This window comes from Aeromonas sp. S11(2024) (genome assembly GCF_041402345.1).
GTDB lineage: Bacteria > Pseudomonadota > Gammaproteobacteria > Enterobacterales > Aeromonadaceae > Aeromonas > Aeromonas veronii.
In genome coordinates this window covers 175,138-199,487 of record NZ_JBGLRC010000005.1, presented here as the reverse complement: position 1 = coordinate 199,487, position 24,350 = coordinate 175,138, and the positions used below count along the sequence as shown (strand labels likewise).

25 protein-coding genes and 1 riboswitch are annotated in these 24,350 nt (G+C 59.6%); of the genes, 4 read left to right on the top strand and 21 right to left on the bottom strand.

Translation table 11 applies throughout. The features are described 5' to 3' along the window. Positions 1–119: 119 nt before the first annotated feature. Both ACB040_RS06975 and folE read right to left on the bottom strand, forming a co-directional pair. Entirely contained in the window at positions 120–2,207 is a 2,088-nt protein-coding gene (locus ACB040_RS06975) for a methyl-accepting chemotaxis protein (protein WP_371153752.1), read from the bottom strand. Positions 2,208–2,463: 256 nt separating this feature from the next. Beyond that, complete coding sequence (folE, locus tag ACB040_RS06970) at positions 2,464–3,120, bottom strand: GTP cyclohydrolase I FolE (protein WP_115522773.1); 657 nt, start codon at positions 3,118–3,120, stop codon at positions 2,464–2,466. A 309-nt stretch (positions 3,121–3,429) separates the two neighbouring features. On the opposite strand from folE, the gene moeA reads away from it, so the two are divergent. Continuing rightward, on the top strand, positions 3,430–4,656 hold the full coding sequence (gene moeA / locus ACB040_RS06965) for a molybdopterin molybdotransferase MoeA (RefSeq protein WP_371153780.1): 1,227 nt from the start codon (positions 3,430–3,432) through the stop codon (positions 4,654–4,656). Further along, a complete protein-coding gene (moeB, locus tag ACB040_RS06960; RefSeq protein ID WP_371153750.1) occupies positions 4,653–5,408 on the top strand; it encodes a molybdopterin-synthase adenylyltransferase MoeB in 756 nt (251 codons plus the stop codon). The genes moeA and moeB overlap by 4 nt, the downstream gene beginning before the upstream one ends. 57 nt (positions 5,409–5,465) lie before the next feature. On the opposite strand, the gene ACB040_RS06955 is transcribed toward moeB, so the two are convergent. From ACB040_RS06955 to moaA, 19 genes are all read right to left on the bottom strand, one after another. After that, a protein-coding gene (locus ACB040_RS06955; protein ID WP_371153749.1) for an IS3 family transposase occupies positions 5,466–6,685 on the bottom strand; the annotation gives its coding sequence in 2 pieces (ribosomal slippage) (positions 5,466–6,337 and positions 6,337–6,685; 1,221 coding nt in all). Positions 6,686–6,804: 119 nt separating this feature from the next. Then, positions 6,805–7,563 (bottom strand): hypothetical protein, encoded by a 759-nt coding sequence (locus tag ACB040_RS06950; protein WP_371153747.1) that lies wholly within the window; start codon positions 7,561–7,563, stop codon positions 6,805–6,807. Then, positions 7,556–8,599 carry a plasmid segregation protein ParM domain-containing protein gene (gene parM / locus ACB040_RS06945; protein ID WP_338771873.1) on the bottom strand — a complete coding sequence of 348 codons (1,044 nt, stop codon included), beginning with the start codon at positions 8,597–8,599 and terminating at the stop codon, positions 7,556–7,558. The genes ACB040_RS06950 and parM overlap by 8 nt, the downstream gene beginning before the upstream one ends. A gap of 105 nt (positions 8,600–8,704) precedes the next feature. Continuing rightward, positions 8,705–9,481, bottom strand: coding sequence for an alpha/beta fold hydrolase (locus ACB040_RS06940; protein ID WP_371153745.1), 777 nt, complete (start codon positions 9,479–9,481; stop codon positions 8,705–8,707). Between the two features lie 91 nt (positions 9,482–9,572). Then, entirely contained in the window at positions 9,573–10,673 is a 1,101-nt protein-coding gene (modC, locus tag ACB040_RS06935; protein ID WP_371153743.1) for a molybdenum ABC transporter ATP-binding protein, read from the bottom strand. Then, complete coding sequence (modB, locus tag ACB040_RS06930; RefSeq protein ID WP_005361814.1) at positions 10,670–11,350, bottom strand: molybdate ABC transporter permease subunit; 681 nt, start codon at positions 11,348–11,350, stop codon at positions 10,670–10,672. Before modB ends, modC begins: the two co-directional genes overlap by 4 nt. Before the next feature lie 111 nt (positions 11,351–11,461). Beyond that, positions 11,462–12,190 (bottom strand): molybdate ABC transporter substrate-binding protein, encoded by a 729-nt coding sequence (gene modA, locus ACB040_RS06925; RefSeq protein WP_088869494.1) that lies wholly within the window; start codon positions 12,188–12,190, stop codon positions 11,462–11,464. A gap of 87 nt (positions 12,191–12,277) precedes the next feature. Then, the gene (gene moaE / locus ACB040_RS06920; RefSeq protein WP_368175126.1) at positions 12,278–12,751 is read right to left on the bottom strand and encodes a molybdopterin synthase catalytic subunit MoaE; all 474 of its coding nucleotides are present in this window, start codon (positions 12,749–12,751) and stop codon (positions 12,278–12,280) included. A 101-nt stretch (positions 12,752–12,852) separates the two neighbouring features. Next, positions 12,853–13,098 carry a molybdopterin synthase sulfur carrier subunit gene (gene moaD / locus ACB040_RS06915; RefSeq protein WP_371153740.1) on the bottom strand — a complete coding sequence of 82 codons (246 nt, stop codon included), beginning with the start codon at positions 13,096–13,098 and terminating at the stop codon, positions 12,853–12,855. Next, on the bottom strand, positions 13,095–13,619 hold the full coding sequence (gene moaC / locus ACB040_RS06910) for a cyclic pyranopterin monophosphate synthase MoaC (RefSeq protein ID WP_371153738.1): 525 nt from the start codon (positions 13,617–13,619) through the stop codon (positions 13,095–13,097). The genes moaD and moaC overlap by 4 nt, the downstream gene beginning before the upstream one ends. Before the next feature lie 9 nt (positions 13,620–13,628). Then, positions 13,629–14,135 carry a molybdenum cofactor biosynthesis protein B gene (gene moaB, locus ACB040_RS06905; RefSeq protein WP_005344126.1) on the bottom strand — a complete coding sequence of 169 codons (507 nt, stop codon included), beginning with the start codon at positions 14,133–14,135 and terminating at the stop codon, positions 13,629–13,631. Between the two features lie 242 nt (positions 14,136–14,377). Then, the gene (locus ACB040_RS06900; protein WP_005353459.1) at positions 14,378–14,968 is read right to left on the bottom strand and encodes a cytochrome c3 family protein; all 591 of its coding nucleotides are present in this window, start codon (positions 14,966–14,968) and stop codon (positions 14,378–14,380) included. Between the two features lie 11 nt (positions 14,969–14,979). Beyond that, positions 14,980–15,435 (bottom strand): nitrate reductase cytochrome c-type subunit, encoded by a 456-nt coding sequence (locus ACB040_RS06895; RefSeq protein ID WP_371153735.1) that lies wholly within the window; start codon positions 15,433–15,435, stop codon positions 14,980–14,982. After that, entirely contained in the window at positions 15,435–16,310 is an 876-nt protein-coding gene (gene napH, locus ACB040_RS06890) for a quinol dehydrogenase ferredoxin subunit NapH (protein ID WP_371153733.1), read from the bottom strand. The genes ACB040_RS06895 and napH overlap by 1 nt, the downstream gene beginning before the upstream one ends. Then, on the bottom strand, positions 16,307–17,044 hold the full coding sequence (gene napG, locus ACB040_RS06885; RefSeq protein ID WP_118853579.1) for a ferredoxin-type protein NapG: 738 nt from the start codon (positions 17,042–17,044) through the stop codon (positions 16,307–16,309). The genes napH and napG overlap by 4 nt, the downstream gene beginning before the upstream one ends. A 16-nt stretch (positions 17,045–17,060) precedes the next feature. Further along, positions 17,061–19,550 (bottom strand): nitrate reductase catalytic subunit NapA, encoded by a 2,490-nt coding sequence (gene napA / locus ACB040_RS06880; RefSeq protein WP_064336553.1) that lies wholly within the window; start codon positions 19,548–19,550, stop codon positions 17,061–17,063. Positions 19,551–19,651: 101 nt separating this feature from the next. Next, a complete protein-coding gene (locus tag ACB040_RS06875; protein ID WP_031227438.1) occupies positions 19,652–19,906 on the bottom strand; it encodes a chaperone NapD in 255 nt (84 codons plus the stop codon). A gap of 29 nt (positions 19,907–19,935) precedes the next feature. Further along, positions 19,936–20,478 (bottom strand): ferredoxin-type protein NapF, encoded by a 543-nt coding sequence (napF, locus tag ACB040_RS06870; protein WP_204420482.1) that lies wholly within the window; start codon positions 20,476–20,478, stop codon positions 19,936–19,938. Between the two features lie 239 nt (positions 20,479–20,717). Next, positions 20,718–21,713: a GTP 3',8-cyclase MoaA gene (gene moaA, locus ACB040_RS06865; protein ID WP_338771892.1), complete on the bottom strand. Its 996-nt coding sequence runs from the start codon at positions 21,711–21,713 to the stop codon at positions 20,718–20,720. Beyond that, a riboswitch (molybdenum cofactor riboswitch) is annotated at positions 21,701–21,841 on the bottom strand. (Overlaps the previous gene by 13 nt.) A 78-nt stretch (positions 21,842–21,919) precedes the next feature. On the opposite strand from moaA, the gene narQ reads away from it, so the two are divergent. Both narQ and narL read left to right on the top strand, forming a co-directional pair. Next, a complete protein-coding gene (narQ, locus tag ACB040_RS06860; protein ID WP_005334468.1) occupies positions 21,920–23,632 on the top strand; it encodes a nitrate/nitrite two-component system sensor histidine kinase NarQ in 1,713 nt (570 codons plus the stop codon). Beyond that, a complete protein-coding gene (gene narL / locus ACB040_RS06855; protein WP_005334471.1) occupies positions 23,632–24,270 on the top strand; it encodes a two-component system response regulator NarL in 639 nt (212 codons plus the stop codon). The genes narQ and narL overlap by 1 nt, the downstream gene beginning before the upstream one ends. The last annotated feature ends 80 nt before the right edge of the window (positions 24,271–24,350 follow it).

The window sequence follows — 24,350 nt, the reverse complement described above, 5'->3', positions numbered from 1 at the left end:
GAATAGCCGGATTATTGCGGTTCGGAAAGAGTCTTGTGATTAAAATTAAAGCAACTCAAATGACCCCGTTCAAAATAGGGGTCATTTGGATGAAAGATCAACTATAAGGGGGTAAAAACTTAATAGCGGAAGCGCCCAATCTTGTCCATTACATCGCTGGCTAACTTATGCATCTGCTGACTTTGTTCATCCTGCTGGTTAGCCAAACGGGTCGATGCGGTTGCCGCGTCATGAATGTTGCTGACATTTCGACTGATATCATCGGTGACCTTGGACTGCTCCTCTGCCGCACTGGCGATCTGAGTCGCCATATCCTGGATCCGGTCTGCCGACATAACTATCGTCGCAAGCTCGGTCACGGCAAGCTCTGCATCCTGCAATGCCAGCTCACTCAAGTTTTTTCCCTCTCCCATGGTACTCACAGCTTCTGCCGTGGTCTGACGAAGGCGCTCGATCATGCCCTGGATCTCTTTGGTTGAAGCCTGGGTTTTGGACGCCAATCCCCTGACCTCATCCGCAACCACCGCAAACCCCCGACCATGTTCCCCGGCACGAGCGGCCTCAATCGCTGCATTCAGAGCCAACAAATTGGTCTGTTCCGAAATGGTACGGATCACATCGAGAATCGAACCGATCTGTTGACCCTGTTGCTGCAACTCGGCAATCCGCTGTGCCACCACATCTACTTGCACACTCAGCTCACGGATACCACTAGCGGAATTACTCACCACATGCTGACCTCTATGCACCGCTTTGCGGGTCTCATCTACAGCATCAGCGGTAATCTGTGCACTGCTGGAGACGGAGTCCGCCGTCGAGGCCATTTCGTGGATGGCTGCTGCAACCAGTTCAATCTCTTCCAATTGCCGATGGCTATTGGACAATCCTTGCTGAGCCAGCTCGGCAGATTGGTGGGCAGCTAGCTGCAAGTCGCGGCCACTTTGTGCCGTATCACTCACAATATGATGAATAGTGCTGACAAACCGGTTGATCCCCTCAGCCAACTCGCCAGTCTCATCTTTACGCATCACATTGAGGCGTTGGGTCAAGTCCCCTCCAGCGGCAGAAAGACGTCTGACTATGCTGGCGGTCTGTTGTACCGGGCGCGAGATGGATCCGGCAGCCCAGGCCAAGCCGACAAGACCAAGGCATGCCACCACGATCCCAACCAGCAGTTGCATCCACAAACTCTCGCTGAAATCAGCGGCTCTCGCCTGTTCAGCCTGATCAGCATCTGCAAACAGCGCCGTATCAGCCACCTCAATGATGATCCCCCAGGCTTTAGTGACCCCTTTAAGATGGATTGGCACCAGCACGCGCAACTGACCCGAAACTTGCTGACTACTGGTCTCTCCCTTGTTGAGCAGATCCATCAAGCCAGACTCTTCAAGCCGCCCCCCGATCACATCAGGTTGCGCCGAATCCGCGGCGATGATGCCGTGTGGACTGATGATCCTGACCCGGCTCTGGCCAGAGAACACCTGGCCACTTACCTGCTTGGCCAACTGTTGCAGGTAGTTGAGGGAATAGTCGACCCCGACCATCCCCAGATAGCGGCCCTGATCCAGAACGGGCACAACAAAAGAGGTCAAGAGCATCGGTTGGCCATTCACGGTATAAACGGAAGGGTCGACAGCACAGGCTGCCTTGCTCTCCATCGGACAGAGATACCATTCCGATGCCCGGATACCGGTCTTGCTCAAACTCTTGCTGTAATAGTCGCCCAGCGGTTTGATGGTGAACCCGGCTGGACCACGACTCCAGTAAGGGGCAAAGTTGCCAGTGGCCTGGCTATGTACCCCGTTAGTCAAATACGCACTGTCCTGACCATCAAAGGTATTAGGCTCCCAACCACTGTAGATACTGAGAAAGTCGCTGTTCCGTTCAGCAACATCCTTGAGCAAGGCAGTCACGGTAGCCCGGTCCAATGGCCTGGGTTGATGAACATTGCCAGCCAGCATGGCGGCAAGTGTCTCTGCTGTATTAAGGGCTTGTTCAAAGGTGCCTGCAATCTCGCCGGCTTGTTGACCAGCCAGAGCCACCAGCCATCGTCCGGCATCCTGACGAGTTGTCTCGCGCATTTCGCCCTGAATACCACCTTGCATAGTCGCAAGAGACAGATAGCTATACCCGACCACACTCAACACGGTAGCCAGTAAAATACAGCCACCAAAAAACATGACCTGATGTTTGATTGAACGAAACACGGCTACTCCAACCTGTAAATGATGCCCTGCTGGTAATGGCAAGCATCTTAAGATGGGGACAGGTTGGTTCCGAAGAGCTACCAGTCAAGATTTTCACACTTTGAGCGTTCGATCACGAACATGAAATATTCGCTTACGAAAATAGAGAAAGTGGTCGATGCAGGCTCGCCATCTCTGGCTATCGTCCATAAAAACGCCAGCAAGGGCTGCTGGCGTCTCGTTTATTCAGCGTGGCGGTTACAAAACAACCGCTATTTTATCCGCGCAGGCCACCGAGAAACTCGGCCCGGGTATCGGGCTGGGTCTTGAACACCCCGCCGAGGGAGGTGGTGGTGGTGTAAGAAGTCGAATCCATCACTCCGCGCGCCTTGACACAGTAGTGGGTCGCCTTGATGCTGATGGCCACATCCTTGGTACCGAGCAGGGTCTGCAGCGCCAGCAGGATCTGCTGGGTCAGCCGCTCCTGCACCTGGGGACGGCGGGCGAAGAATTGCACGATGCGGTTGATCTTCGACAGGCCAATTACCTTGCCACGAGGGATATAGGCCACATGGGCCAGCCCGTCGATGGTGACGAAGTGGTGTTCGCAGGTGCTGGTGAGGCTGATGTCCCGCACCATGATCATCTCGTCCACCTGCATCTTGTTCTCGATCACCGTCACCTTGGGGAAGGTGGAATAGTCGAGGCCTGAGAAGATCTCGTTGACGTACATCTTGGCGATGCGATGCGGCGTTTCGGCCAGACTGTCATCGGTCAGATCCAGCCCCAGCGTCTCCATGATGGAGCGCATATGGCCTTCGATCTTCTCCCGCTTCTGCTGACTATTCAGCTCGTTGGTGACCAGGGGAGTTTCCAGTCCCTGGGCTTCGAGGGCAGCCCTGACCAGCAAGGCTTCCGGACTTAAGGTTGTCATTATCTTCTCTCCCACGCTCAGGGACTGTGAGGGCAGCTCAAGGAGCAACCCCTTATGTTATTGCGGCGTACGGGGCCGACGGTATCGCTGTAATGGTCGCCACACAGGATGTGACAGCCATCTGTTATGGCGGCATAGTAAACGGCCATTGCCGCCAAGATTCAAGTCAACTTGTGCGTCACCTCATACTTTATGGCCATCAACCCCCGTTTTAGCGCCGATTACCCCGAGATTCCCTTGAGATAACCTGCCCATACCCGGGGATTTTTGTGATAATCCCGCCTTCAATCATAGAAAGAGGTCATGACGATGGGATTTGATACCAGCGGACTACTCCCCTTAAGCGATGCCCTGCAAGGGATGCTGGAACAACTCGCCTGCTGCTGCGACAGCGAGCAACTGCCCCTGCCAGAGGCCCTTGGCCGGGTTCTTGCCAGCGACATCGCCTCTCCCCTCGCCGTGCCCCCCTTCGACAACTCCGCTATGGACGGTTACGCCGTGCGGTTGGCCGATCTCGCCGCTGGCATCCCGCTCATCATGGCGGGCAAAGCCTTTGCCGGTCAGCCCTATCAGGGCGAGTGGCCCGCCGGTCACTGCGTGCGGATCATGACCGGCGCCCCGGTTCCCGCAGGGACAGATGCAGTGGTGATGCAGGAAGAAACGCAGGCCGACGGCGATCGGATCACTTTTCTGGCACAACCCGAACCGGGCCAGAATATCCGCCGCGCCGGCAGCGATATCGGCAAGGGCGCCTGCGTGCTGCCAGCCGGTACTCGCCTCACCCCGCGCGAAATGCCACTACTGGCCTCCCTCGGCGTGGCTACCGTCACGGTGCGTCGCCCGCTGAAAGTGGCCATCTTCAGCACCGGCGATGAGCTCAAACCGGTTGGTACCCCGCTGGCCCACGGCGATATCTATGACTCCAACCGCTATGGCGTACGGGCCATGCTGGCGCGCATGGGCTGCGACTGCCTCGACCTTGGCATCATCCCCGACGATCCCGCCCAGCTACGCGCCGCCTTTATCCGCGCCGACGAAGAGGCCGATGTACTCATCACCACCGGCGGCGTCTCGGTGGGGGAAGCGGACTTCACCAAACAACTGCTGGACGAGCTCGGCGAGATTGGCTTCTGGAAGCTGGCCATCAAGCCGGGCAAGCCGTTTGCTTTTGGCCGTCTGCCCCGCGCCTGGTTCTTCGGCCTGCCGGGCAACCCCGTCTCCGCCATGGTCACCTTCGATCAGCTGGTGCAACCGGCGCTGGCCAAGCTGGCGGGCCAGCACTTCGAGCGCCCGCTCCAGCTGCAAGCCATTGCGGCCGAGCCACTCAAAAAGAGCCCGGGCCGACTCGACTTCCAGCGCGGCATCCTGAGTCAGGGACCGAACGGCCTCGAGGTGCGCAGCACCGGCTCGCAGGACTCCGCCGTGTTCAGCTCCCTGTCGCGAGCCAACTGCTACATCGTTCTTGAACGGGAACGGGGCCGCGTCGCCGCGGGCGAGACGGTGACCGTGGAGCCATTCGGGGGATTGCTGCTGTGAGCGAGATCCTGAGCGACGCCGAACTGCTGCGCTACAACCGCCAGATCATCCTCAAATCCTTCGACTTCGAGGGACAGGAGGCGCTCAAGCAGGCCCGTGTGCTGGTGATCGGCGCCGGTGGCCTTGGTTGCGCCGCCAGCCAGTATCTGGCGGTGGCCGGGGTTGGCCAGCTCACCCTAGTCGATTTCGACAAGGTGGAGCTATCCAACCTGCAGCGTCAGGTGCTACACAACGATGAGCGAATTGGCCACTACAAAGTAGACTCAGCAGCGCAATCGCTGCGCGCACTCAATCCCTGGCTCAAGGTGGAGACCCACGCTGCCGTGGCCGATGAGGCGCCGCTCAATACCCTGCTGCCCCTGCACCAGCTGGTGCTCGATTGCACCGACAACCTGGCCATTCGCAACCTGCTGAATCAAAAGGCACGCCAGCACAAAATACCGCTGGTCAGTGGCGCCGCCATCCGGCTGGAGGGTCAGCTCTGCAGCTTCACCTGGCAGGAAGATGAGCCCTGCTACGCCTGCCTCAGCGCCCTGTTTGGCGAGCAGGCCCTCACCTGCGTCGAGGCAGGTGTGCTCGCCCCCGTGGTGGGATTGGTGGGCAGCCTGCAGGCACTTGAAGCCATCAAGATCCTGGCCAGCATGGGCAAAAGCTACAGCGGCCGCCTGCTGATGATCGACGGCCTGAGCGGCACCTTCCGCGAGATGAAACTGCCCAAGCGCCCCGACTGCCCGGTCTGCTCTCACCCTTGACCCAAATGTGTCTAGTCCTGAAATAGGTTTACACATTTTCAACTAGCATTTCTCTACTCAGAACCCCCTATGTACCGCATCGGGGGTTCTGTATTTCAACGCATGATGCGGCCGCTCCTCGTTGTAAATATCTACCGCTTCACGCACCATTTCCCGCGCTTGCGTCAAATCCTGCGGGCTTTGCAACAATAACTCTCCTTTCAAAATCCCGTTCACCCGCTCCGCCAACGCATTCTGATAACAGTCATACCCATCCGTCATCGAGCATTTCACCCCGTACCTTTCATGTAATGACTGATACAGCCCCGAGCAATACTGCACGCCGCGGTCAGAGTGATGGATGAGTTCACCGCCGCCACGTCGTTGCTTCAGTGCTGTCTTGAACGCCATCGCCACCGATTTGGCATGCATTCCTTCGTGCACGTGATGGCCCACTATCTTGCGTGAGTACGCATCCGTCACCAGGCTCAGGTACAGCGGCCCGCTCCTGGCTGGCAGATAGGTGATATCTGCGACCCAGACCTGCTCCGGGGCCACCGGTGTGACCTGCTCTGGCCCCGCCTTGAGCAAGTTGGGATGACGGTAGAAACGGTGAAAACTGTGGGTGGTCTTGTGATACGCCCGTCTGGGCAGCACCAGCAAGCGGTGCTCGGCCAATATCTGAAACAGCCTGTCCCGCCCGACCTTGAGCCCGCCATCATTCTGACCCTGCAGCAGATAATGCAGCTTGCGCGTGCCCACCCGAGGTTGTCGCAGTCGAACCTGACGCACGAAGCGCACCACCTGCAGTCCTTGTGCATGGCGTAAGTCTGCAACCCGATTGCGCTTGTAGTAAGCCTGCCGGCTTATCCCCAGAAACAGGCAAGCCCTGACAATGCTCAGCCTCTCGACTTGCCGCTGCGAGAGGACTTGCCGGGTCGCTTTTTTACGATGGAGACGCCGTAGTCATTCTTCAGTACATCGACGACGGCCTCAAAAAACTGGGCCTTCTGACTCATCAGCGCCAGCTGTTGCTCGAGTTCCTTGATGCGCTGTTCGGGTGTCTGGTTGTCGGGGTCAGGCATGGTGATGCTCCTGCCGGCACGCACAGAAGCCCCCTGGCTCCAATCTTGCCGACCATGTTTACGCAACCATACCAGAACGGTGGAGCGGCCCTGAATGCCATAACGCACCTGAGCCTGTTTGTAGGTAAGTTCGCCTTTTTCAATCTGCTCGACCAGTGCCAGTTTAAAAGTCAGCGAGTAATCGCGCTGTGTCCGTTTCACACCTTGTCCCATCGGGTTCTCCATTTATTGGGGGAAAGGTGTAAACCATATTCAGGACGGGACAATGGGATCAAAAAAGCCGAACCCTGTGGTTCGGCTTTTGTATTCCGATTTAGCAACGCTATCGGGGATCAGAAGATCCCCTTGGCTTTGACCTTTTTCATACTGGCCACCTGACTGGAGAGATCCTCGATCAAAGGTTCTGCCTCTGTGCCGACAACACTCTGTCGAGCGGGGGAACTGGCCAGTCGCTGGATCAATCTGTGCTGCTCGCGGATCAGCCGGGATTGCTCTTCCAGTTGGCGAGAGAGCAGTTGGATACTGCTGGCAAGGGGAGCCAGATCCTGCTCGGCCCCTGCTGATGGCAGCTTGCCAGCGATGGCTTCGGCCAGTTGGTCATGATCCAGCGCGGCAGGCAGTCCCTGTCTGAGTTCATCCCACATCTCGGCGGGTTGCTGCTCGCCAAGCCGGCTGACAATCTCGTCCACCAGTGAAGTGGTATCACTCTGTCCCAGCTGTGGGGCCAGTCTGGCCACTATCTCGTCGATCATCACATCTGCGGCAGGCTGCGCCTCGCCAGCGACCTCCCCCAGATTGAAACCACAGCTGGCAAAGGCATGACGCAGGGTCGTCATGCTCACCTGCTCCGGCCCCAGTGCATTGGCAATCGCTTTGCAGAGGTTGGGCGCCAGCACGTACATGAACATGCCGGAGAGGTAGATATCCTTGTGGAAACGGCTCTTGGAGAAGTCAAACTCCTCGGTGCCCTCCTGGATCTTTCGCGCCCGTTGATACCAGTTCTGCAATACCCCGACCGCATAGCGATCAGACTCCAGCGCACCCGGATCCATATAGATGGAGAAGGTCATGCGCTTGAGTTGACTACTCATCGTCAACCTCGGCCATCACAGGCGCTTCGCGATAGACTTCATCCTCTTCCGTGGTGTAGAGGCAGATTTCACGAGCCAGCGCGGACTGAGCATCGTCCAGCAGCTCGACACGGTCACCTAGGGTGGGATAGGCCGCCTTGATCGCGTCATAAATCAGAGATGCGCCGCCACCGACCAGATAGACACGGTTCGGGTTCTTGGCGAACTTCTTCGCTTCATGCGCAACCTGAGTGCCCAGCTCGTCGATCTTGTTTTGCATCTTCTCGAGGATCTTGGGGATCTGGCTCTCATCGTTGACCACATCGCGTACAAAGCTCATGTCGTGACGACGCTTGATAAACTCGTTGGCCACCAGATAGCTGGAGTCGCTGTCTGCTGCGGCCAGCGCCTTGCGGGTAGCGTCGGTCACCATGGAGACACCGATCTCGTTGTTACCGTAGACATCGGAGACATCATCAAACTCACCGACGATGATCCCCATATCCAGAGTGGTGCCGCCACAGTCGATCACCAGAGTCTTGGTGAACTCGTTGCAGCCTGAGCCAATCAGGCGGGAGAGCGCAGCAGGCAGACTCTCCGGCATCACTTCGACACTGACGATATTGAACAGCTCGCCCTTGTTAAGGGTGATCGGACGCATCAGGTTGCGGCGTTTCTTCTCGATCTTCTCTTCGTTACGCTGGCAATCATCCGGGTTGTAAAACTCGGTGATGGGCAGGGTTACGGTGATGGCGACATCGCACGGCGTCACACCGGCCTGCAACAGGGCATGATGCACTGAGAGCAGGTTGAGATCGTCATACTGGTACTCCACATGAGTGGTGGCCAGAGACTTGTCGGAAGTCGCGTCGTAGGTGTACTTGGTGTTGCCTATCTCGTAGTTGTAGATCTTTTTGTCTTTACGCAATGCGGCGCTCTTCCAATCCTTGCGAAAGGAGTTGGGAGAGATGATGGTTTTGAGCACCTTGTTCTCAATCCAGCTCACCTTGACGTTGGTCGAGCCATCATCGATGGCCATTTTCATTACTTCAGACATGAGGAAACACCTGTTAATAGATCAGAAATGGGTCCGATTGCCTTGCCTTATGCCTTTGGCAAGGCGATCGAACCAATACATACACGGGGTAAAAGGGCGACAAGTTTAATGGGTTTCTAAAATCCGGTGAAGCAAATGATTAAATCCGGAAGGATCTTCCGCAGGCCAGGCGTGGTGGCCGTTGGGGGTGTGGATGGTGGCGTTGGGCAGGGCGGCAAACTGCTCTACCCGTTTGGCCAGCGGCAGATAGTCGTGACTGGTGGAGATGATGGCCACCGGCAGCCAGATGGAGCCGAGCCGGGCACGTACCGACCAGCCCGGTAGCGCCTCCAGCAGCGCCTTGTAGGTTTTCTTTTTATTGCGCACGAAACGCAGCCGGAAGGTATGGCGCACCTGCGCCAGATCCGGGCCCGGGAAGAGCTCGCGTCCCAGCCACCAGGCGAGCGGGCGCATGCCAAACCAGCGCAGCCATTTGAGGCGCTGGGCGTAACGCTCCTGCTCTTTGGGTGTTTCCAGCAGAAACTCGCTAAAACCGTTGACCAGCACCAGTCCCTGCACCTTGTGGGGGAGTTGCAGCGCCAGCTCCAGCGCCACCATGGCCCCGAGCGACAATCCCACCACCCAGGCGGGCTCCGGCTGCTCGTCGAGCCAGTTCACCACATCGGCTGCCAGGGTCGCCACATCGAACGGCCCCTCCTGCATGCTCTGGCCGTGGCCGCGCAAGTCCAGCGCCACCACCCGGTAGTGCTCGGAAAACCGTTCGATCTGCGCCTGCCAGTCGAGGCTGGAGGAGCCCAGCCCATGCAGCAGCAACAGCAAGGGGCCCTCCCCCGCACTGCGCAGGGCAAGACCGTTGAATTTCATCACCTGATTGCGGCGCATCAGTGTATTGCCTCTCGACTCATCACCTGAACCATCTCTTGTTGTTATGTTGCCCGTGGCCATCCTGCCACGTTATCAGCACGGCGCCCAATCAGCCTTCGCTGACCAGACTCACCGCCTTGATATAAGCGTAGATCTGCTGCTCCGGCGCCAGCGCCAGCCGCCTGGCGGAGCGGCTGGTGATCCGGGCCAGCAGTATCTGCTCACCCAGCGCCAACTGCAACAGGGTCTGGCCGGGACGCACCTCGCGCACCGCCAGCAGACGGGTGACGAGACAGTTGGAGAGACTGGAGTGCTCGATGGGGGCGGTGGCGATCACCACATCGCGCCCCGCCACCTTGATCTGCAAAGGGCCACTCTCGTCCGGCACATGGGTCATGGTGACCCGCAACTGCTGCTCACCAAGCTGCAGGGTCGCCATCTGTTCGTCGTCATCATAGTGGGCCAAGGTCGCATCAAGCATCACCCCGGCATCGTCACGGCTGGCGAGCGAGAGATCCGTTCGGGCGAAGATCTCGCTCGGCCGGCCTTGCGCCTCCACCCTGCCACCTTCCAGCAGCACCAGCTGATCGCAGAGCAAGCTCACCTCCTCCATGGCGTGGCTGACGAAGATCATCGGGATGCCGCTCTCCTGCTGCAACCCCTTGAGCACATGGGCCTGATGGATGCGGCTGCGCCGATCGAGCGCAGAAAAAGGCTCATCGAGCAGCAGCAGATCAGGCTCGGCCAGCAGCGCCCGCCCCAGAGCTACCCGCTGGCGTTGACCGCCAGAGAGGGCATGGGCAGGCTGCCCCAGCAGATCGGCAAAACCGAGCCGCGCCGCCAGCGCTTCGGGCTGCCAGCGCCCTCGCCCCTTGCGGGCCGCCAGTTGCAGATTGCCGAGCACCGTCAGATGGGGGAAGAGGCGCGAGTCCTGAAACACCAGCCCGATCCGGCGCGCTTCGGGCAGCAGTTGAGCATACTCCCGATCGCGCCACCGCAAGCGATCCCCGCTTCGGCGATCGAGTCCGGCGATGATGCGCAGCAGGGTGCTCTTGCCACAGCCCGAGGGGCCGAACAGGCCGAGGATCCCCCCCAGTTCGAGAGTCAGTGCGCAATCGAGAGTAAAGGAGCCAAACTCGCGCCGGACATTGAGGTTCAGGGCATGGCGGTGCTGCTCGTTCACTGGCGGCATAGTGGCGGGCTGGTTCATCCAAACACTCTCCGCTGTCTGCGCTGCAACACCCCGTAGACCAGCACCAGCATCACCAGCGAGAAGGCCATCAAACCGCCCGCCAGAATATGGGCGTTCTGATAATCCATCGCCTCCACATGATCAAACAGGGCGATGGAGAGTACCTGGGTTTCGCCGGGGATATTGCCGCCAATCATCAGCACCACGCCAAACTCCCCCAATGTATGGGCAAAGCCGAGGGCTGCCGCCATTACGAAGCTGGGCAGGGTCATCGGCAAGATGATGTGGAAAAAGCGCTCCAGCGGGCCGAGCCCCAGGGTCGCAGCAGCTTCCAGCTCCTTGTTGCCCATGTTGACGAAGGCGGAGGTGAGCGGCTGCACCACAAACGGCAGCGAATAGAGGATGGAGGCAAACAGCAGGCCGAGAAAGCTGAAGGCGAGCGGGGCGCCAAAGGTGTCGCGCCACCAGGCGCCGAAGCCATATTCGGGGGAAAAGGCGAGTAGCAGATAAAAACCCAGTACCGTGGGAGGCAGCACCAGCGGCAGCGCCACCAGCGCCTCAACCAGCGGCCGCAGCCTGTTCTGACTGCGCGACAGCCACCAGGCCAGCGGCGGTGCCAGCAACAGCAAAATCGCTGTGGTGCAGGCCGCAAGCTTCAGGGTGAGCCAGACCGCCAGCAGATCCCCTTCACTCATTGCCGACCTCCCGGTTGATAAATGCCCCCAACGGCATGGTATCCATCCTTATTGCAAAGAGTGGCCGACCCGAAGGCCGACCACTCAGGGTATCGCATCAGGCCCATCCCCTTATTGGGGCAAGGCATAACCCGCTGCCTTGATCTGCGCCTGACCCGGCCCCTTGAGCCAGGCGACCAGCGCCTCGACCGCGGCACCTTTCTTCAATACCAGCCCCTGCTGCTCGATGGGAGGATAGAAGCTCGCTGGCACTGCCCAGGCTTCACCAGTCTTGCCCGCCTCAACCAGATTGGCCCAGGCGACAAAGCCCAGCTCAGCATTGCCGGTGTCGACAAATTGCCAGGTCTGGCCGATGTTGGCGCCGGTCAGCAACCGGTACTGCTTGGGATCGATCTTGAGATGGGTGAGGGTCGCCATGGCGGCAGCACCATAGGGAGCAGTGCGGGCATTGGCGATGGCAAGGTTGCCTTTCCAGCTGCGCAGGGTCGCCTCGTCAGGGGCCGGCCCCCCCTTCTTCCACAACCCCAGCTGGCCGATGGCGTACGTGAAGCGATCGCTCCCCATGCCCTCTTTTTCCAGCTTCTCGGGGGTCGCCGCATCGGCGGAGAGGAAGAGATCGAACGGTGCGCCGTGACTGATCTGGGTGTAGAGCACGCCGGTGGCGGCAGACGAGATTGCCAGAGTGTGGCCGGTCTTGGCGGTGAACTCCTTGCCGATACGCTCTATGGTGCCCTTGAAGTTGGCCGCCACGGCCACTTTTACTTCATCGGCCTGCACGGCACCGGTATGCAAGGTGGCGGCGCAGACGCCGGCGATGACAACAGATAACAGCGGTTTCATTCCCTTTCTCCTGATGGGGCCCGCACATCCGCGCCCCTTGGCGGGGCCGTGGTTCCCGTTGAACCTGTGCCCCTCGTGATGAACAGGTCAGGCTTGCCAGCGGGCAGCAGCGGCGTTGTCGCGATCAAGCGCCTCGACCCAGCGTTGCACACCCTCGGCGGTCAGCTCTTTTTTCCAGAACGGCGCCCGGGTTTTCAAGAAATCCATGATGAAGTGACAGGCGTCAAAGGCGGCGTCGCGGTGGGCACTGCTCACCGCCACCAGCACGATTTGATCGCCAAGCCACAACTCGCCGATACGATGAATGAGGGTACACTCCTGCAGCGGCCAGCGGCGACGTGCCTCCTGCACGATATCGGCCAGCGCCTTCTCGGTCATACCGGGGTAGTGCTCGAGGGCCAACCCCTTCACCTCTTCCCCCTGATTGAAGTCGCGAACCTTGCCAACGAAGGTGACGATGGCGCCACTATCGGGGCGGGTGGCGAGGCGGGCATATTCGTCCGCCAGCGAGAAATCCTCACGCTGCACCAGAATGCGGTCTGTAATGGCTACGTCGTTCATGGCTCAGCCTCCGGTCGTTAATGGAGAGAAAGTGAAGAAGGCCACTTCGTCACCACCGCACAGCTCAGTGGTGCGATCCACGGTCATTATCTCGCTCATCCTTAACCTCCGGTCACCGGCGGGAAGAAGGCCACCTCATCGCCATCGTTGATGGGGGTATCGAGAGGCACCAGGGTCTGGTTGACCGCCACCAGCAGTTTGCCTGACTCGAGGGCGAGTGCCCACTTGTCGCCGCGTTCACAGAGCGCCGCACGCAGTTGCTCCGCAGTGGCATAGTCGCACGGCAGGCTCAGTTCATCACAGGCAATCAGCTCTCTTACTTGCGCAAAAAACAGTACCTTGATCATGCTTGCTCCCCGCTATTTGACCCCAGCTGAAAATGGCCGGACTTGCCGCCCTTTTTCTCAACCAACCGCACCTGTTCGATCACCATGTCCTTTTGCACCGCCTTGCACATGTCGTAGATGGTCAGCGCCGCTACCGACGCTGCCGTCAGCGCCTCCATCTCCACCCCGGTCTTGCCTGAGAGCTTGCAGAGGGTGCGGATATGCACCCGATTCTGCTCGGCCAGCGGCACTATCTCCACCTCGACTTTGGTCAAGGCCAGCGGATGGCAGAGGGGGATCAGATCAGAGGTCTTCTTGGCAGCCATGATACCGGCGATGCGGGCGGTGGCGAACACGTCACCCTTGTGGTGCTGGCCGCTCAGGATCAGCGCCAGCGTCTCGGGGGCCATGACAACAAACGCCTCGGCGCGGGCTTCGCGCTCGGTCACCTGCTTGTCGGTCACATCCACCATATGGGCTTCGCCGCTCTGGTTAAGATGCGTCAGGTTGGGCTGGGTCTGCTTGGGATCGGTCTGGTTCATCGTTTGCTCTCAGAGGTGGGAGACAAAGTTGCACGGCTTGGTGCGGGCATCGAGCTGATCGCGGATCAGTTGCTCCCAACCCAGCTGACAGGCGCCGGTGGAGCCGGGCAGGCAGCAGATCAGGGTGCGATTGGCGAGTCCCGCCAGCGCACGGCTCTGCATGGCGGAGCCTTTAATCTCGGCAAAAGAGAGTTGACGGAACATCTCGCCAAAACCCTGTACGGTGCGCTCGAACAGCACACCGACCGCTTCCGGCACCCGGTTCTGTTCGTTGAAGCCGGTACCGCCGTTAATCAGTACCACCTGCACCCCCTCATCGGCGATCCACTCGCTCACCCGCGCGCGGATGCGAAACAGGTTGTCCGGGCAGAGTGCCCGATCGGCCAGCTGATGGCCCGCGTCGGTAAGGGCCGAGACCAGATAGTCGCCCGAGCTGTCATCGGCGGCAGTGCGGCTGTCGGAGACCGTCAGCACGGCGATCTTGAGGGGAATAAATGCGTTGTGTTTCTGTCCCATCGGGCAGCTCCTTGTGGCTATGGGCCGTCAACGAGGCAGGAAGAGAAGGGGTATGAGAGGCCAGCTGTCAGGGCGCAAAAACGGACGCAGACAGGGGTGACCAACTTGCTCAAGCGTGTGACGGCGGGCTGATTCTATCAAAGGTTTCACGAGATATGGGATTTAAAAGACACACAAATCTGATGCTTGTCCCATATATGAACAAAACGCAGGCCGGGCAAACCCGGCCTGTCGTCGCAGGATCAGAACCCTTTCACCCCGGTCATGTCGGGCAGCTGGTGAGCTATCCCCTTGTGACAGTCGATGCAGGTACTTTCACCACTGGCCAGATTGGTAGAGTGCATCTTGGCGGCACGCTGCCCCTGCAGGGAGAAGTCCATGTACTCGAAGTTGTGGCAGTTGCGGCACTCGCGCGAATCAGTCTCTTTCATCCGCTGCCACTCCCGCTCCGCCATCTCGCGCCGGTGTGACTCGAACTTCTCGCGGGTATCCACCTTGCCGGTGATCATGCCCCACAGCTCCTTGGAAGCCTGCACTTTGCGGATGATCTTGTAGGTCCACTCATGGGGTACGTGACAATCCGGGCAGCTGGCCCGCACACCGGAGCGGTTGGCGTAGTGGATGGTATCGCGATACTCCTCGAACACGTTGTCCTTCATCTCGTGACAGCTGGTGCAGAAGGCCTCGGTGTTGGATGCTTCCATGGCGGTGTTGAAGCCACCCCAGAAAATCACGCCACCGAAGAAGCCCATCAGCAGGATGACCCAGAGAGCCGCCTTCGATGGTGACTTGAAGGTGGTCCACAGACGCTGGATAAAGCCGGGTAATTTCATCTATGGATTCCTCAGTTCAGCGCTTCAACCGGTTTAAAGGTATTTTCCACCAGCGGCTTGGCATCCGCTTGCGGTACATGGCACTGCAGGCAGAAGTAGCGACGCGGCGACACTTCACCCAGGGTCAGGCCGTCGCGGGTCTCGAAGTGAGTCGGGCTGATCTTGGGGGCCTTCATGGCGCTGGCATTCTTGAAGCTGTGGCAAGCCAGGCACTTGTTGACCTTGGTATCTACCTCATAGTTGCGAATGTCGTGGGGGATCAGCGGCGGCTGATGCATGTACTGGCGATCGTAGGGCGCGCCATCCTTGCGGAAGTTTTTCAGGGGCGCGGCAGTGGCATCGGTCACCAGATCGATGGCGCCCCGCTCGGACTTGAGGCCACCGGTACTGTTGGTGATCTCGGGGGCCGCTGCCATCAAGGATCCCGCCATCAGGCAGGCCAGCATTGCTCCAATCAGCTTTTTCATTATTTGTTCTCCGACGTTTTTTCTGCCTTGACGGCAAAACCTACAGTGATTTCAAAAACTTGTTCCGCGCAGACATCGATGCAGCGGCCACAGTTGGTACACTCCTGAGCCGCAATCAAGGGCCCGTGACCGCGCTTGGCACCGTGAACAGGCCCGCGCAGGATGGGACGCTCTGGGCAAACCGCATAACAATCCATGCAGTTGTTGCACCGCTCGCGCCCCTTGGCAGAAATCTTGATAAATCCGACCCGGTTGACCAGAGCATAGAAGGCCCCCACCGGACAGAGATGACCGCACCAACCCCGCTCAACCACGAAAAGATCGAACAGGAACAGCGCTGCAAGCAGGGCCCAGCCCGCCCCCATGCCAAACAACAGACCGCGCATGGCCAGCGACACAGGATTGACCAACTCCCACGCCATCACCCCGACCACCGCTGGCACCACCAGCACCATGGCCAGCAGCCAGTAGCGGGTCGCACGGCTGAACTGGCCATTGCCCTTGAGGCCAAGGCGCCCCCGGAGCCAGGCCGCCGCATCCGTGATGAGGTTGACCGGACAGACCCAGGAGCAGAACACTCGTCCCCCAACCAGCCAGTAGCCGGCCAGCACAATGGCAGCCCCTAGCCAGAGGGTGGTGATGGGCCAGTGACCCGCCGCCAGCGACTGCAGCAGCGTGAGGGGATCGGTCAGCGGCATTGTTTCCAGCAACAGCGAGCTGGAGAGGTTGCCCTTGAGGATCCAAATACCCGCCAGCGGCCCCAGCATAAACAGCGCGAGCACGCTGAACTGACTCAGCCGACGCAGCAGCAGGAAGCGGTGGGAACGCCACCAACCCAGCTTGATGCGAGCCTCTTCCCCCGGATAACGACTCATAACCCCTCCGGTTTACGGGTGGGCAGGGTGAGCCTGTCGCCGATGAGCGACTTGTTCCCCGCCTTGGCCTTCTCTTCCCAGCCGAGCCGGTAGTGATGACCCAGCTCACCTTTGGCGAGCTGGCGTGGCACCACCTTGATGGCCGCTTCCTCCAGCACGCAGGCATGCTCGCACTTGCCACAGCCGGTACAGATATCGCTGTGTACCGTGGGCAGGAACATGGCGTGTTTGCCGGTACGCTGGTTATGCTGCAGCTCAAGAGTGATCGCCTTGTCAATCAACGGGCAGACCCGATAACAGACATCGCAGCGCAGCCCCAGATAGTTGAGACAGGTCTCGTGATCGATGAGCACTGCTACCCCCATCCGGGCCTGATCGATGTCGGTCATCTGCTGATCCAGCGCCCCGCTCGGACAGGCCACCACGCAAGGAATGTCATCACACATCTCGCAGGGCACGGCACGCGCCTTGAAATAGGGAGTGCCAGTGGTCACAGGGTCAAACAGCCGGGCGAGCTTGAGGGTGTCGTAGGGGCACGCCTCGACGCAGAGCCCGCAACGCACGCAAGCGCTGAGGAAGTCTGCTTCATCGAGAGCGGCGGGCGGACGCAGCGCCTGGGCAGGCACAGCTTGTGCCTGCTGGCGGGCCACGCCACCGAGCCCCACGCCAAGCAGGCCCACACCGCAGGCCCCCTTGGCCATGTCGGCCAGAAACTGGCGACGACTACGACTCATCTCGCACTCCCCCGCCTTAAGCCTTCATCACCTTGACGGCGCACTTCTTGTAATCGGTCTCTTTCGAGAGCGGATCGGTGGCGTCCAGGGTCAGCTTGTTGACCAGCTGGCTCGCATCAAAGAAGGGCATGAAGACCAGTCCTTTCGGCGGACGGTTGCGACCACGGGTCTCGACCCGGGTTTTCACCTCACCACGGCGGGAGGAGACGATCACCTCTTCGCCACGGCGCACACCGCGAGCCTTGGCATCGTCAGGGTGCATGAAGAGCACCGCATCCGGGAAGGCGCGATAAAGCTCGGGTACCCGACGGGTCATGGTGCCGGTGTGCCAATGCTCCAGCACGCGGCCGGTGGAGAGCCACAGATCGTACTCTTTATCGGGCGACTCGGCGGCGGGCTCAAACGGCAGGGCGAAGATGACCGCCTTGCCATCGGGTTTGCCATAGAAACGCACCCCCTCGCCCGCTTTCACATAGGGGTCAAACCCTTCGCGATATCGCCACAGGGTCTCTTTGCCATCCACCACAGGCCAGCGCAGACCACGCGCTTCGTGGTACTGATCGAACGGCGCCAGATCGTGACCGTGGCCACGACCGAAGGTGGCGTACTCTTCGAACAACCCTTTCTGGACGTAGAACCCGAAGTGCTCGGCCTCGTCGTTCAGCAGACCTTTGCTCTGCTCTTTCGGGAACTGGTTGACCTGACCGTTGGCATAGAGCACGTCGAACAGGGTTTTGCCCTTCACTTCCGGCATCTTGGCAATCAGCTCAGCCGGCCACACTTCCTCAACCTTGAAGCGCTTGGAGAACTCCATCAGCTGCCACAGGTCTGACTTGGCCCCTTCCGGCGCTTTCACCTGCTGGTGCCAGAACTGGGTGCGGCGCTCGGCGTTGCCGTAGGCCCCCTCTTTCTCCACCCACATGGCGGTGGGCAGAATGAGGTCAGCGGCCTGGGCAGTGACGGTCGGGTAAGGGTCAGAGACCACGATGAAGTTGCGCGGATCGCGATAGCCAGGCAGGCGATCGGTATTCATGTTGGGGCCAGCCTGCATGTTGTTGTTACACATCACCCAGTAGGCGTTGAGCTTGCCATCTTTGAGCATGCGATCCTGCAGCACGGCGTGGAAACCCACCTTGTCGGGAATGGTCCCCTCCGGCAGTTTCCAGATCTGCTCGGCAATGGCGCGGTGCTTGGGCTCGGTCACCACCATGTCGGCAGGCAGACGGTGGGCAAAGGTACCCACTTCACGCGCGGTGCCACAGGCAGAGGGCTGGCCGGTCAGTGAGAAAGGACCATTACCCGGCTCGGAGATCTTGCCGGTCAGCAGGTGGATGTTGTAGCAGAGGTTGTTGGCCCAGACGCCACGGGTATGCTGGTTGAAGCCCATGGTCCAGTAAGAGACCACCTTCTTGCTCGGGTCGGCATAGAGCTTGGCCAGCTTTTCCAGCTTCTCTTTTGAGACGCCGGAGAGCTTGGAGACAGACTCCACATCGTAATCCGCCACGAACTTGGCAAACTCCTCGAAGGTCATCGGCGTGGCATCGCCGCTGTCCGGGTTCTTCGCTTTCTGCTGCAGCGGATCGGTCGGGCGCAGGCCATAACCGATGTCGGTGGCCCCCTTCTTGAACACGGTGTGCTTGTTGACGAAGTCCCAGTTCACCTTGTCATTCTGGATGATGTAGTTGGCGACATAGTTGAGGATCGCCAGATCGGTCTGCGGGGTGAACACCATGCCGTTGTCCGCCAGCTCGAAGCTGCGGTGCTCGAAGGTCGAGAGCACGTGCACCTGCACATCCGGGTTGGAGAGACGGCGATCGGACATCCGCGACCAGAGGATGGGGTGCATCTCGGCCATGTTGGAGCCCCACAGCACGAAGGCGTCGGCCTGCTCGATATCGTCATAGCAGCCCATCGGCTCATCCATACCGAAGGTACGCATAAAGCCGACGACCGCGGAGGCCATGCAGTGACGGGCGTTGGGGTCGATGTTGTTGGAGCGGAAACCGGCCTTCATCAGCTTGGCGGCGGCGTAACCTTCCCAGACGGTCCACTGGCCGGAGCCGAACATGCCGACAGCTGTCGGCCCCTTCTCTTTCAGGGTCGCCTTGAACTTCTCGGCCATGATGTCGAACGCCTGATCCCAGCTGATGGGGGCGAAGTCGCCATCCTTGTCGAACTGGCCGTTCTTCATCCGCAGCATCGGCTGGGTGAGGCGATCCTGGCCATACATGATCTTGGAGAGGAAGTAGCCCTTGATGCAGTTGAGGCCACGGTTGACCGGCGCATCGGGGTCACCCTGAGTCGCCACGACCCGACCATCCTGAGAGCCCACCAGCACGGAGCAGCCGGTACCGCAGAAGCGGCAGGGAGCCTTATCCCAATGGATGGCCGTCTTGTCGGTACTGGTGATGAGATTGGCTGCCAGCGTGGGGGCACTGACACCGGCCACGGCAGCGGCAGCTGCCACCGCGTTGGCCTTCATAAAGTCGCGTCGACTCAGCTTCATGGCATATCCTCACATTGCTTATCGCGTAATAGTTGTCGAATCTGTCGAACGGGAGCCTGCCATCAGCGGCAGAGGGCACGCCCGGCATCCCATCACTCTTTTCAGTGACCGCCCAGTTCATCGAACTGGTGGTAAATCAGGGCGGCAGAGAGCACACCCGGCATCGCCTGTATCGCATCAATGGCCGCCATGATCGGCCGCTGGCTCGGACCTTCCAGGGTCACGACCAGCTTGCCCTCGTCACTGACGGCGTGGATCTCGGCCCCTTCAAGGGCGCCAATCTGCTCGGCGAGCTGATGGCGCAAGGGGGGCTGGGTCAGCACCACCAGACTCGATACATGGAACTCCTGATCCATTGTGGCTTCTGTGTCACACGGCTTCTGACTCATTCTGACTCCTGCTTGAGGGCGGGCTGGCTCGTACCACCGGATGGGGCGGCTCGCTCGTCGACCTTGATGCTGCCAACCGGACAATCCTGCACGCAGGCGCCGCAGCCATTACAGCGATCCGGCTCGACCGTCGGAGTGGGCACACGCCCCAGCACCGGAATAAAACGAATGGCATTGGGCTCGCAGCTGTCCTGACAGCGTTGGCAGAACACCTGACCATTGGCCAGACAGTTGGCCTCGATATGGGCCTTATAGTGCCAGGGGGACTCGCTGGTCGGGCGAAACAGCGGCGCCTTGCAGACAGTGACGCACTCGGTGCAGAAGGTGCATTCGCCACGCTGGAAATCGACCACCGGAAAACCGCCCTCGCCATTCACCAGGATCTGCTCCGGACAGGCGGCCAGACAGTCCCCGCAGCGGGTGCAGTCGGCGACAAATGCCGACCAGTTGACTGACCAGGGCAACTGCACCGGCGGTTCGGCAGTTCTCAGCCGCCCCCGGAACAGGCCGCGGCGGGCAAGATCGATCTCATCCGGCATGTTGACTCCTGTTCTGGTGAAAAAGGGGACAGTGCGAGTCCATGATTGGCATTCTTGATACCAATTATAAGAGTGGGTGTATATTGCGGCCCTGACAAGGTAAGGGATATACCACCAGGGAGATAAACAGGGGGGATTCTTGCGCCAGATCAAAGCCTTGCAGCGCAATAAAAATGGAGGTATCGGTTAAAATACCTCCATGTGAGGATTGCTATTTAATCGTTGGCGATTTTTTGCGGTTATCCGCCGATCGAGGCGAGATGAGGGGTGATGCCGGCATTGCCCTCATGGAGACGATGGGTGGCACTCTTGCCCGCCAGTGCCGCGCGAATGCGCTGTTGCAGCTCATCAGATTGCCCATCTGCGCCGAGCAGCTCCCGCAGGTCGATGCCGTTGTCGCCAAACAGGCACAGATGCAGCTTCCCCAGCGAGGAGACCCGCAGCCGGTTGCAACCGGCACAGAAATCCTTGCTGTAGGGCATGATGAGCCCCACCCCACCTTGCGAATCGGGGTGCATAAAGACCTGCGCCGGACCGTCATCCGTGCCCCGCAACTGCTGCACCCAGCCGCTCTCCAGCAAGCGCTGTTTGATCTGCTCGCCGCTGACATGGTGGTCACGAAACAGGGTATCCATCTCGCCGGTCTGCATCAGCTCGATAAAGCGCAGCTCGATGGGCTTGTACCTGATCCAGCCCAGAAAGGCATCAAGCTGGTAGTCGTTGAGCCCCTTGAGCAGCACAGCATTGATCTTCACCGATTTGAAACCGGCGGCCAGTGCTGCTTCGATCCCCTCCATCACCTCGGCCAGCTTGTTCTCACCGGTGATCTGGTGAAACTGGCGCGGGTCGAGACTGTCGACACTGACATTCAGCGCGTTGAGTCCGGCATCAAACCACTCCTGGGCCCGCTCCTTGAGGCGATAGCCGTTGGTGGTCATGGCGACCTTCTCGATACCCGGGGTGGTGGCAATCACCTTGACGATCTCGGTGAAATCGCGGCGCAGGGAGGGCTCGCCCCCCGTGATGCGCACCTTGCGGGTGCCCATGGCGGCAAAACCGCTGACCACGCGGCGGATCTCGTCAATCGAGAGAAAGGGTTGACGCCCCGTTTTGTGGCCTTCCGGGGGGCGATAACCGTCAGGCAAACAATAGGTGCAACGGAAATTGCACACGTCGGTCACCGACAGACGCAAATAGTAAAAACGACGGGAAAAACCATCTTCAAGTGGCAACATAAACACCTTTCCAAATACGGGAGGCCAGGGCATTTCTTTCCTGACCCTTACAGCTCGAACGTCGGCTGACGGCTGGTTTCCCCCTATCGCTAGGACTTAGGCAAAACCGCTCGGAGTTCATCTAGTTTTTCGATGCTAACACAAGTTGGAGTACACTCCCACGCATCTTGCGGGGTCCTTATCACTATTCAGAGGTGCGCATCAGTATGGGAAAACGGTTCAGGGTCCATTCGGTCAGCAGTGCCATTGGCCGCGCCATGGTGTTGATCCTCTTCATGGCCAGCCTGATCGCGCTGGTCGCCATGGTCACCCTCTTCTACTCGGTACCCGATGCCAAGGCGATCAACCTCTCCGGTTCGCTGCGGATGCAGGCCTACCGGATGGCCTACGAAATCGAGCGGGGCGACAGCGTGCTGGGGCGTCTCTCCCAGTTTGAAGAGACCCTGCACGCCGAAGAGCTGCAGGAGACCCAGCGCTGGATCACTCCTGCCTCCCTGCGTCGCACCTATGGCGAGGTGCTCGGCCAGTGGCAGGTAATGCGCCAGCACATCGAGGATCGCACCCCCAGACGGTACACCGATAACACCGAGCAGTTTGTGGCGGCCATCGACAATTTCGTCAATCAGATGCAGTACCACGTGGAATTCAAGGTGCGGATGCTGGCGCTTGCGGAGGGGCTCGGCCTGCTGGCCATCATCACCATCGCCTGGTTCACTGTGCGCTTCACCCGCCAGCAGGTGGTCGCCCCCCTCAACCAACTGGTCTACTGCGCCCGCCAGATCCAACGGCAGGATTTCGATCTTAAGCTGCCCGCCCACGGCGAAAACGAGCTGGGGGAGCTGTCGCGCGCCTTCGTCACCATGGCGGACGAGCTGGGTAAGCTCTATCGGGAGCTGGAAAACAAGGTGGAAGAGAAAACCGCCAAGCTGCAACAGGCCAACGACACACTCTCGTTTCTCTACTCGACCGCCCAGAAGCTGCACGCCGCCCCGCTCAGTACCCGTACCCTCATCAAACTGCTGGACCGCGCTGCCGCCCACCAGCATATCGACCATATCCGGCTGACCCGCTTCGAGCACAACGCCATGCCGGTCTACATCTCGGGGCGCACCGGCTGGCCCGGCGATCTCGATGCGGTGGCCAGCTTTTATCTGCAGATGGATGAGCAGGAGTTCGGCCGCCTCGACATCATCAGCCAGCACCCCATCGATGAGCGGTTGATCAAGAACTTCACCATGCTGCTGGCTCAGGTGCTGCACAAAGACCAGACCCTGCTGCAACAGCAACGACTGCTGCTGATGGAGGAGCGGGCTGTGATCGCCCGGGAGCTGCACGACTCGCTGGCGCAGGCCCTCTCCTATCTCAAGATCCAGTCCACCCTGCTCAAGCGCTCTTACGCCAAGGGGCAGCATGACAAGGCGCAGGAGGCGATGCAGCAGATCGACGAGGGGCTTAGCAATGCCTATACCCAGTTGCGCGAACTGCTCGGTACCTTCCGTCTCACCATTGGCGATGCCAATCTGGGGGAAGCGATCCGCGTCATGCTTGATCAACTGCAACCTCAGACCCAGGCCGAAATCCGGTTCCATTACGGACTGGCCGACAACGACCTGGAGGCGGGCCAGCATATCCACATTTTGCAGCTGATCCGTGAGGCAGTGCTCAATGCCATCAAACATGCCAACGCGCAAGTGATTGATGTTAGCTGTGAGACCCTCGCCAGTGGTAACATTGAGGTTCAGATTTCAGATGACGGTGTCGGGATCGGACTCGCCAGCTCGGCGATCAACCATTACGGGTTGAGCATCATGAACGAGCGCGCCAGCAAACTGCACGGTCTGCTGACCATCAATGAGCAGCAACCACAAGGCACCTGCGTGCATCTGACCTTTCCCACCAGTCTAGCGAGAGACGCCTGATGGACGAGATGAAATACACAGTTCTGGTCGTAGATGACCATCCCCTCATGCGCAAAGGGATTGTGCAGTTGCTGGCTCTGGAAGAGAACATGGAGGTGACCGGTGAAGCCTCCAACGGCACAGATGCCGTGGCGCTGGCCAAAGAGTCCGAGCCGGACCTGATCCTGCTCGACCTCAACATGAAGGGGCTCTCCGGCCTCGATACCCTCAAGGCGCTGCGGGCCGAAGAGATCACCTCCCGGGTGGTGATCCTCACCGTCTCCGATGCCCGTCAGGATGTGGTGGCTTTGCTCAAGGCCGGTGCCGACGGCTACCTGCTCAAGGATACCGAGCCTGATCTGCTGCTTGCCCAGCTGGCCGACGTGATGACCGGCAAGCAGATCCTGAGCGAACCGCTGCGCCCCTATCTCGAAAACATCTACGAGCTGGATCACCTGCAGCAGAAGCTGGAAAGCTTAACGCGTCGCGAAATGCAAATCCTGCGCGAAATTGCAAAAGGCCTCTCCAACAAACAGGTCGCCTCGGTACTCCATATCTCCGAGGGAACGGTCAAGGTTCACGTGAAGAGCCTGCTGAAGAAACTCGAGGCGCAAAGCCGCGTGGAAGCGGCTGTCATGTATCTGGAGCAGCGCAACTAAGCGCCCTCAACCGCCCGAAAGCCACCCTCCGGTGGCTTTTTTCATTCTCTGGCACAGTCGCTGCATTGTCATATTCAGCA

What these genes read in the sequence shown, in the direction of transcription:
- napA (WP_064336553.1), bottom strand. Translation starts at nt 19,550, where the DNA reads ATGAAGCTGAGTCGACGCGACTTTATGAAGGCCAACGCGGTGGCAGCT.
- ACB040_RS06895 (WP_371153735.1), bottom strand. Translation starts at nt 15,435, where the DNA reads ATGAAAAAGCTGATTGGAGCAATGCTGGCCTGCCTGATGGCGGGATCC.
- ACB040_RS06950 (WP_371153747.1), bottom strand. Translation starts at nt 7,563, where the DNA reads ATGAGTAGTCAACTCAAGCGCATGACCTTCTCCATCTATATGGATCCG.
- modB (WP_005361814.1), bottom strand. Translation starts at nt 11,350, where the DNA reads ATGAGTGAAGGGGATCTGCTGGCGGTCTGGCTCACCCTGAAGCTTGCG.
- moeA (WP_371153780.1), top strand. Translation starts at nt 3,430, where the DNA reads ATGGGATTTGATACCAGCGGACTACTCCCCTTAAGCGATGCCCTGCAA.
- napF (WP_204420482.1), bottom strand. Translation starts at nt 20,478, where the DNA reads ATGCCGGATGAGATCGATCTTGCCCGCCGCGGCCTGTTCCGGGGGCGG.
- narQ (WP_005334468.1), top strand. Translation starts at nt 21,920, where the DNA reads ATGGGAAAACGGTTCAGGGTCCATTCGGTCAGCAGTGCCATTGGCCGC.
- folE (WP_115522773.1), bottom strand. Translation starts at nt 3,120, where the DNA reads ATGACAACCTTAAGTCCGGAAGCCTTGCTGGTCAGGGCTGCCCTCGAA.
- modC (WP_371153743.1), bottom strand. Translation starts at nt 10,673, where the DNA reads ATGAACCAGCCCGCCACTATGCCGCCAGTGAACGAGCAGCACCGCCAT.
- parM (WP_338771873.1), bottom strand. Translation starts at nt 8,599, where the DNA reads ATGTCTGAAGTAATGAAAATGGCCATCGATGATGGCTCGACCAACGTC.
- napG (WP_118853579.1), bottom strand. Translation starts at nt 17,044, where the DNA reads ATGAGTCGTAGTCGTCGCCAGTTTCTGGCCGACATGGCCAAGGGGGCC.
- ACB040_RS06940 (WP_371153745.1), bottom strand. Translation starts at nt 9,481, where the DNA reads ATGCGCCGCAATCAGGTGATGAAATTCAACGGTCTTGCCCTGCGCAGT.
- ACB040_RS06900 (WP_005353459.1), bottom strand. Translation starts at nt 14,968, where the DNA reads ATGAAATTACCCGGCTTTATCCAGCGTCTGTGGACCACCTTCAAGTCA.
- narL (WP_005334471.1), top strand. Translation starts at nt 23,632, where the DNA reads ATGGACGAGATGAAATACACAGTTCTGGTCGTAGATGACCATCCCCTC.
- moaC (WP_371153738.1), bottom strand. Translation starts at nt 13,619, where the DNA reads ATGAACCAGACCGATCCCAAGCAGACCCAGCCCAACCTGACGCATCTT.
- ACB040_RS06875 (WP_031227438.1), bottom strand. Translation starts at nt 19,906, where the DNA reads ATGGATCAGGAGTTCCATGTATCGAGTCTGGTGGTGCTGACCCAGCCC.
- moaE (WP_368175126.1), bottom strand. Translation starts at nt 12,751, where the DNA reads ATGAACGACGTAGCCATTACAGACCGCATTCTGGTGCAGCGTGAGGAT.
- moaA (WP_338771892.1), bottom strand. Translation starts at nt 21,713, where the DNA reads ATGTTGCCACTTGAAGATGGTTTTTCCCGTCGTTTTTACTATTTGCGT.
- moaB (WP_005344126.1), bottom strand. Translation starts at nt 14,135, where the DNA reads ATGGGACAGAAACACAACGCATTTATTCCCCTCAAGATCGCCGTGCTG.
- moaD (WP_371153740.1), bottom strand. Translation starts at nt 13,098, where the DNA reads ATGATCAAGGTACTGTTTTTTGCGCAAGTAAGAGAGCTGATTGCCTGT.
- napH (WP_371153733.1), bottom strand. Translation starts at nt 16,310, where the DNA reads ATGAGTCGTTATCCGGGGGAAGAGGCTCGCATCAAGCTGGGTTGGTGG.
- modA (WP_088869494.1), bottom strand. Translation starts at nt 12,190, where the DNA reads ATGAAACCGCTGTTATCTGTTGTCATCGCCGGCGTCTGCGCCGCCACC.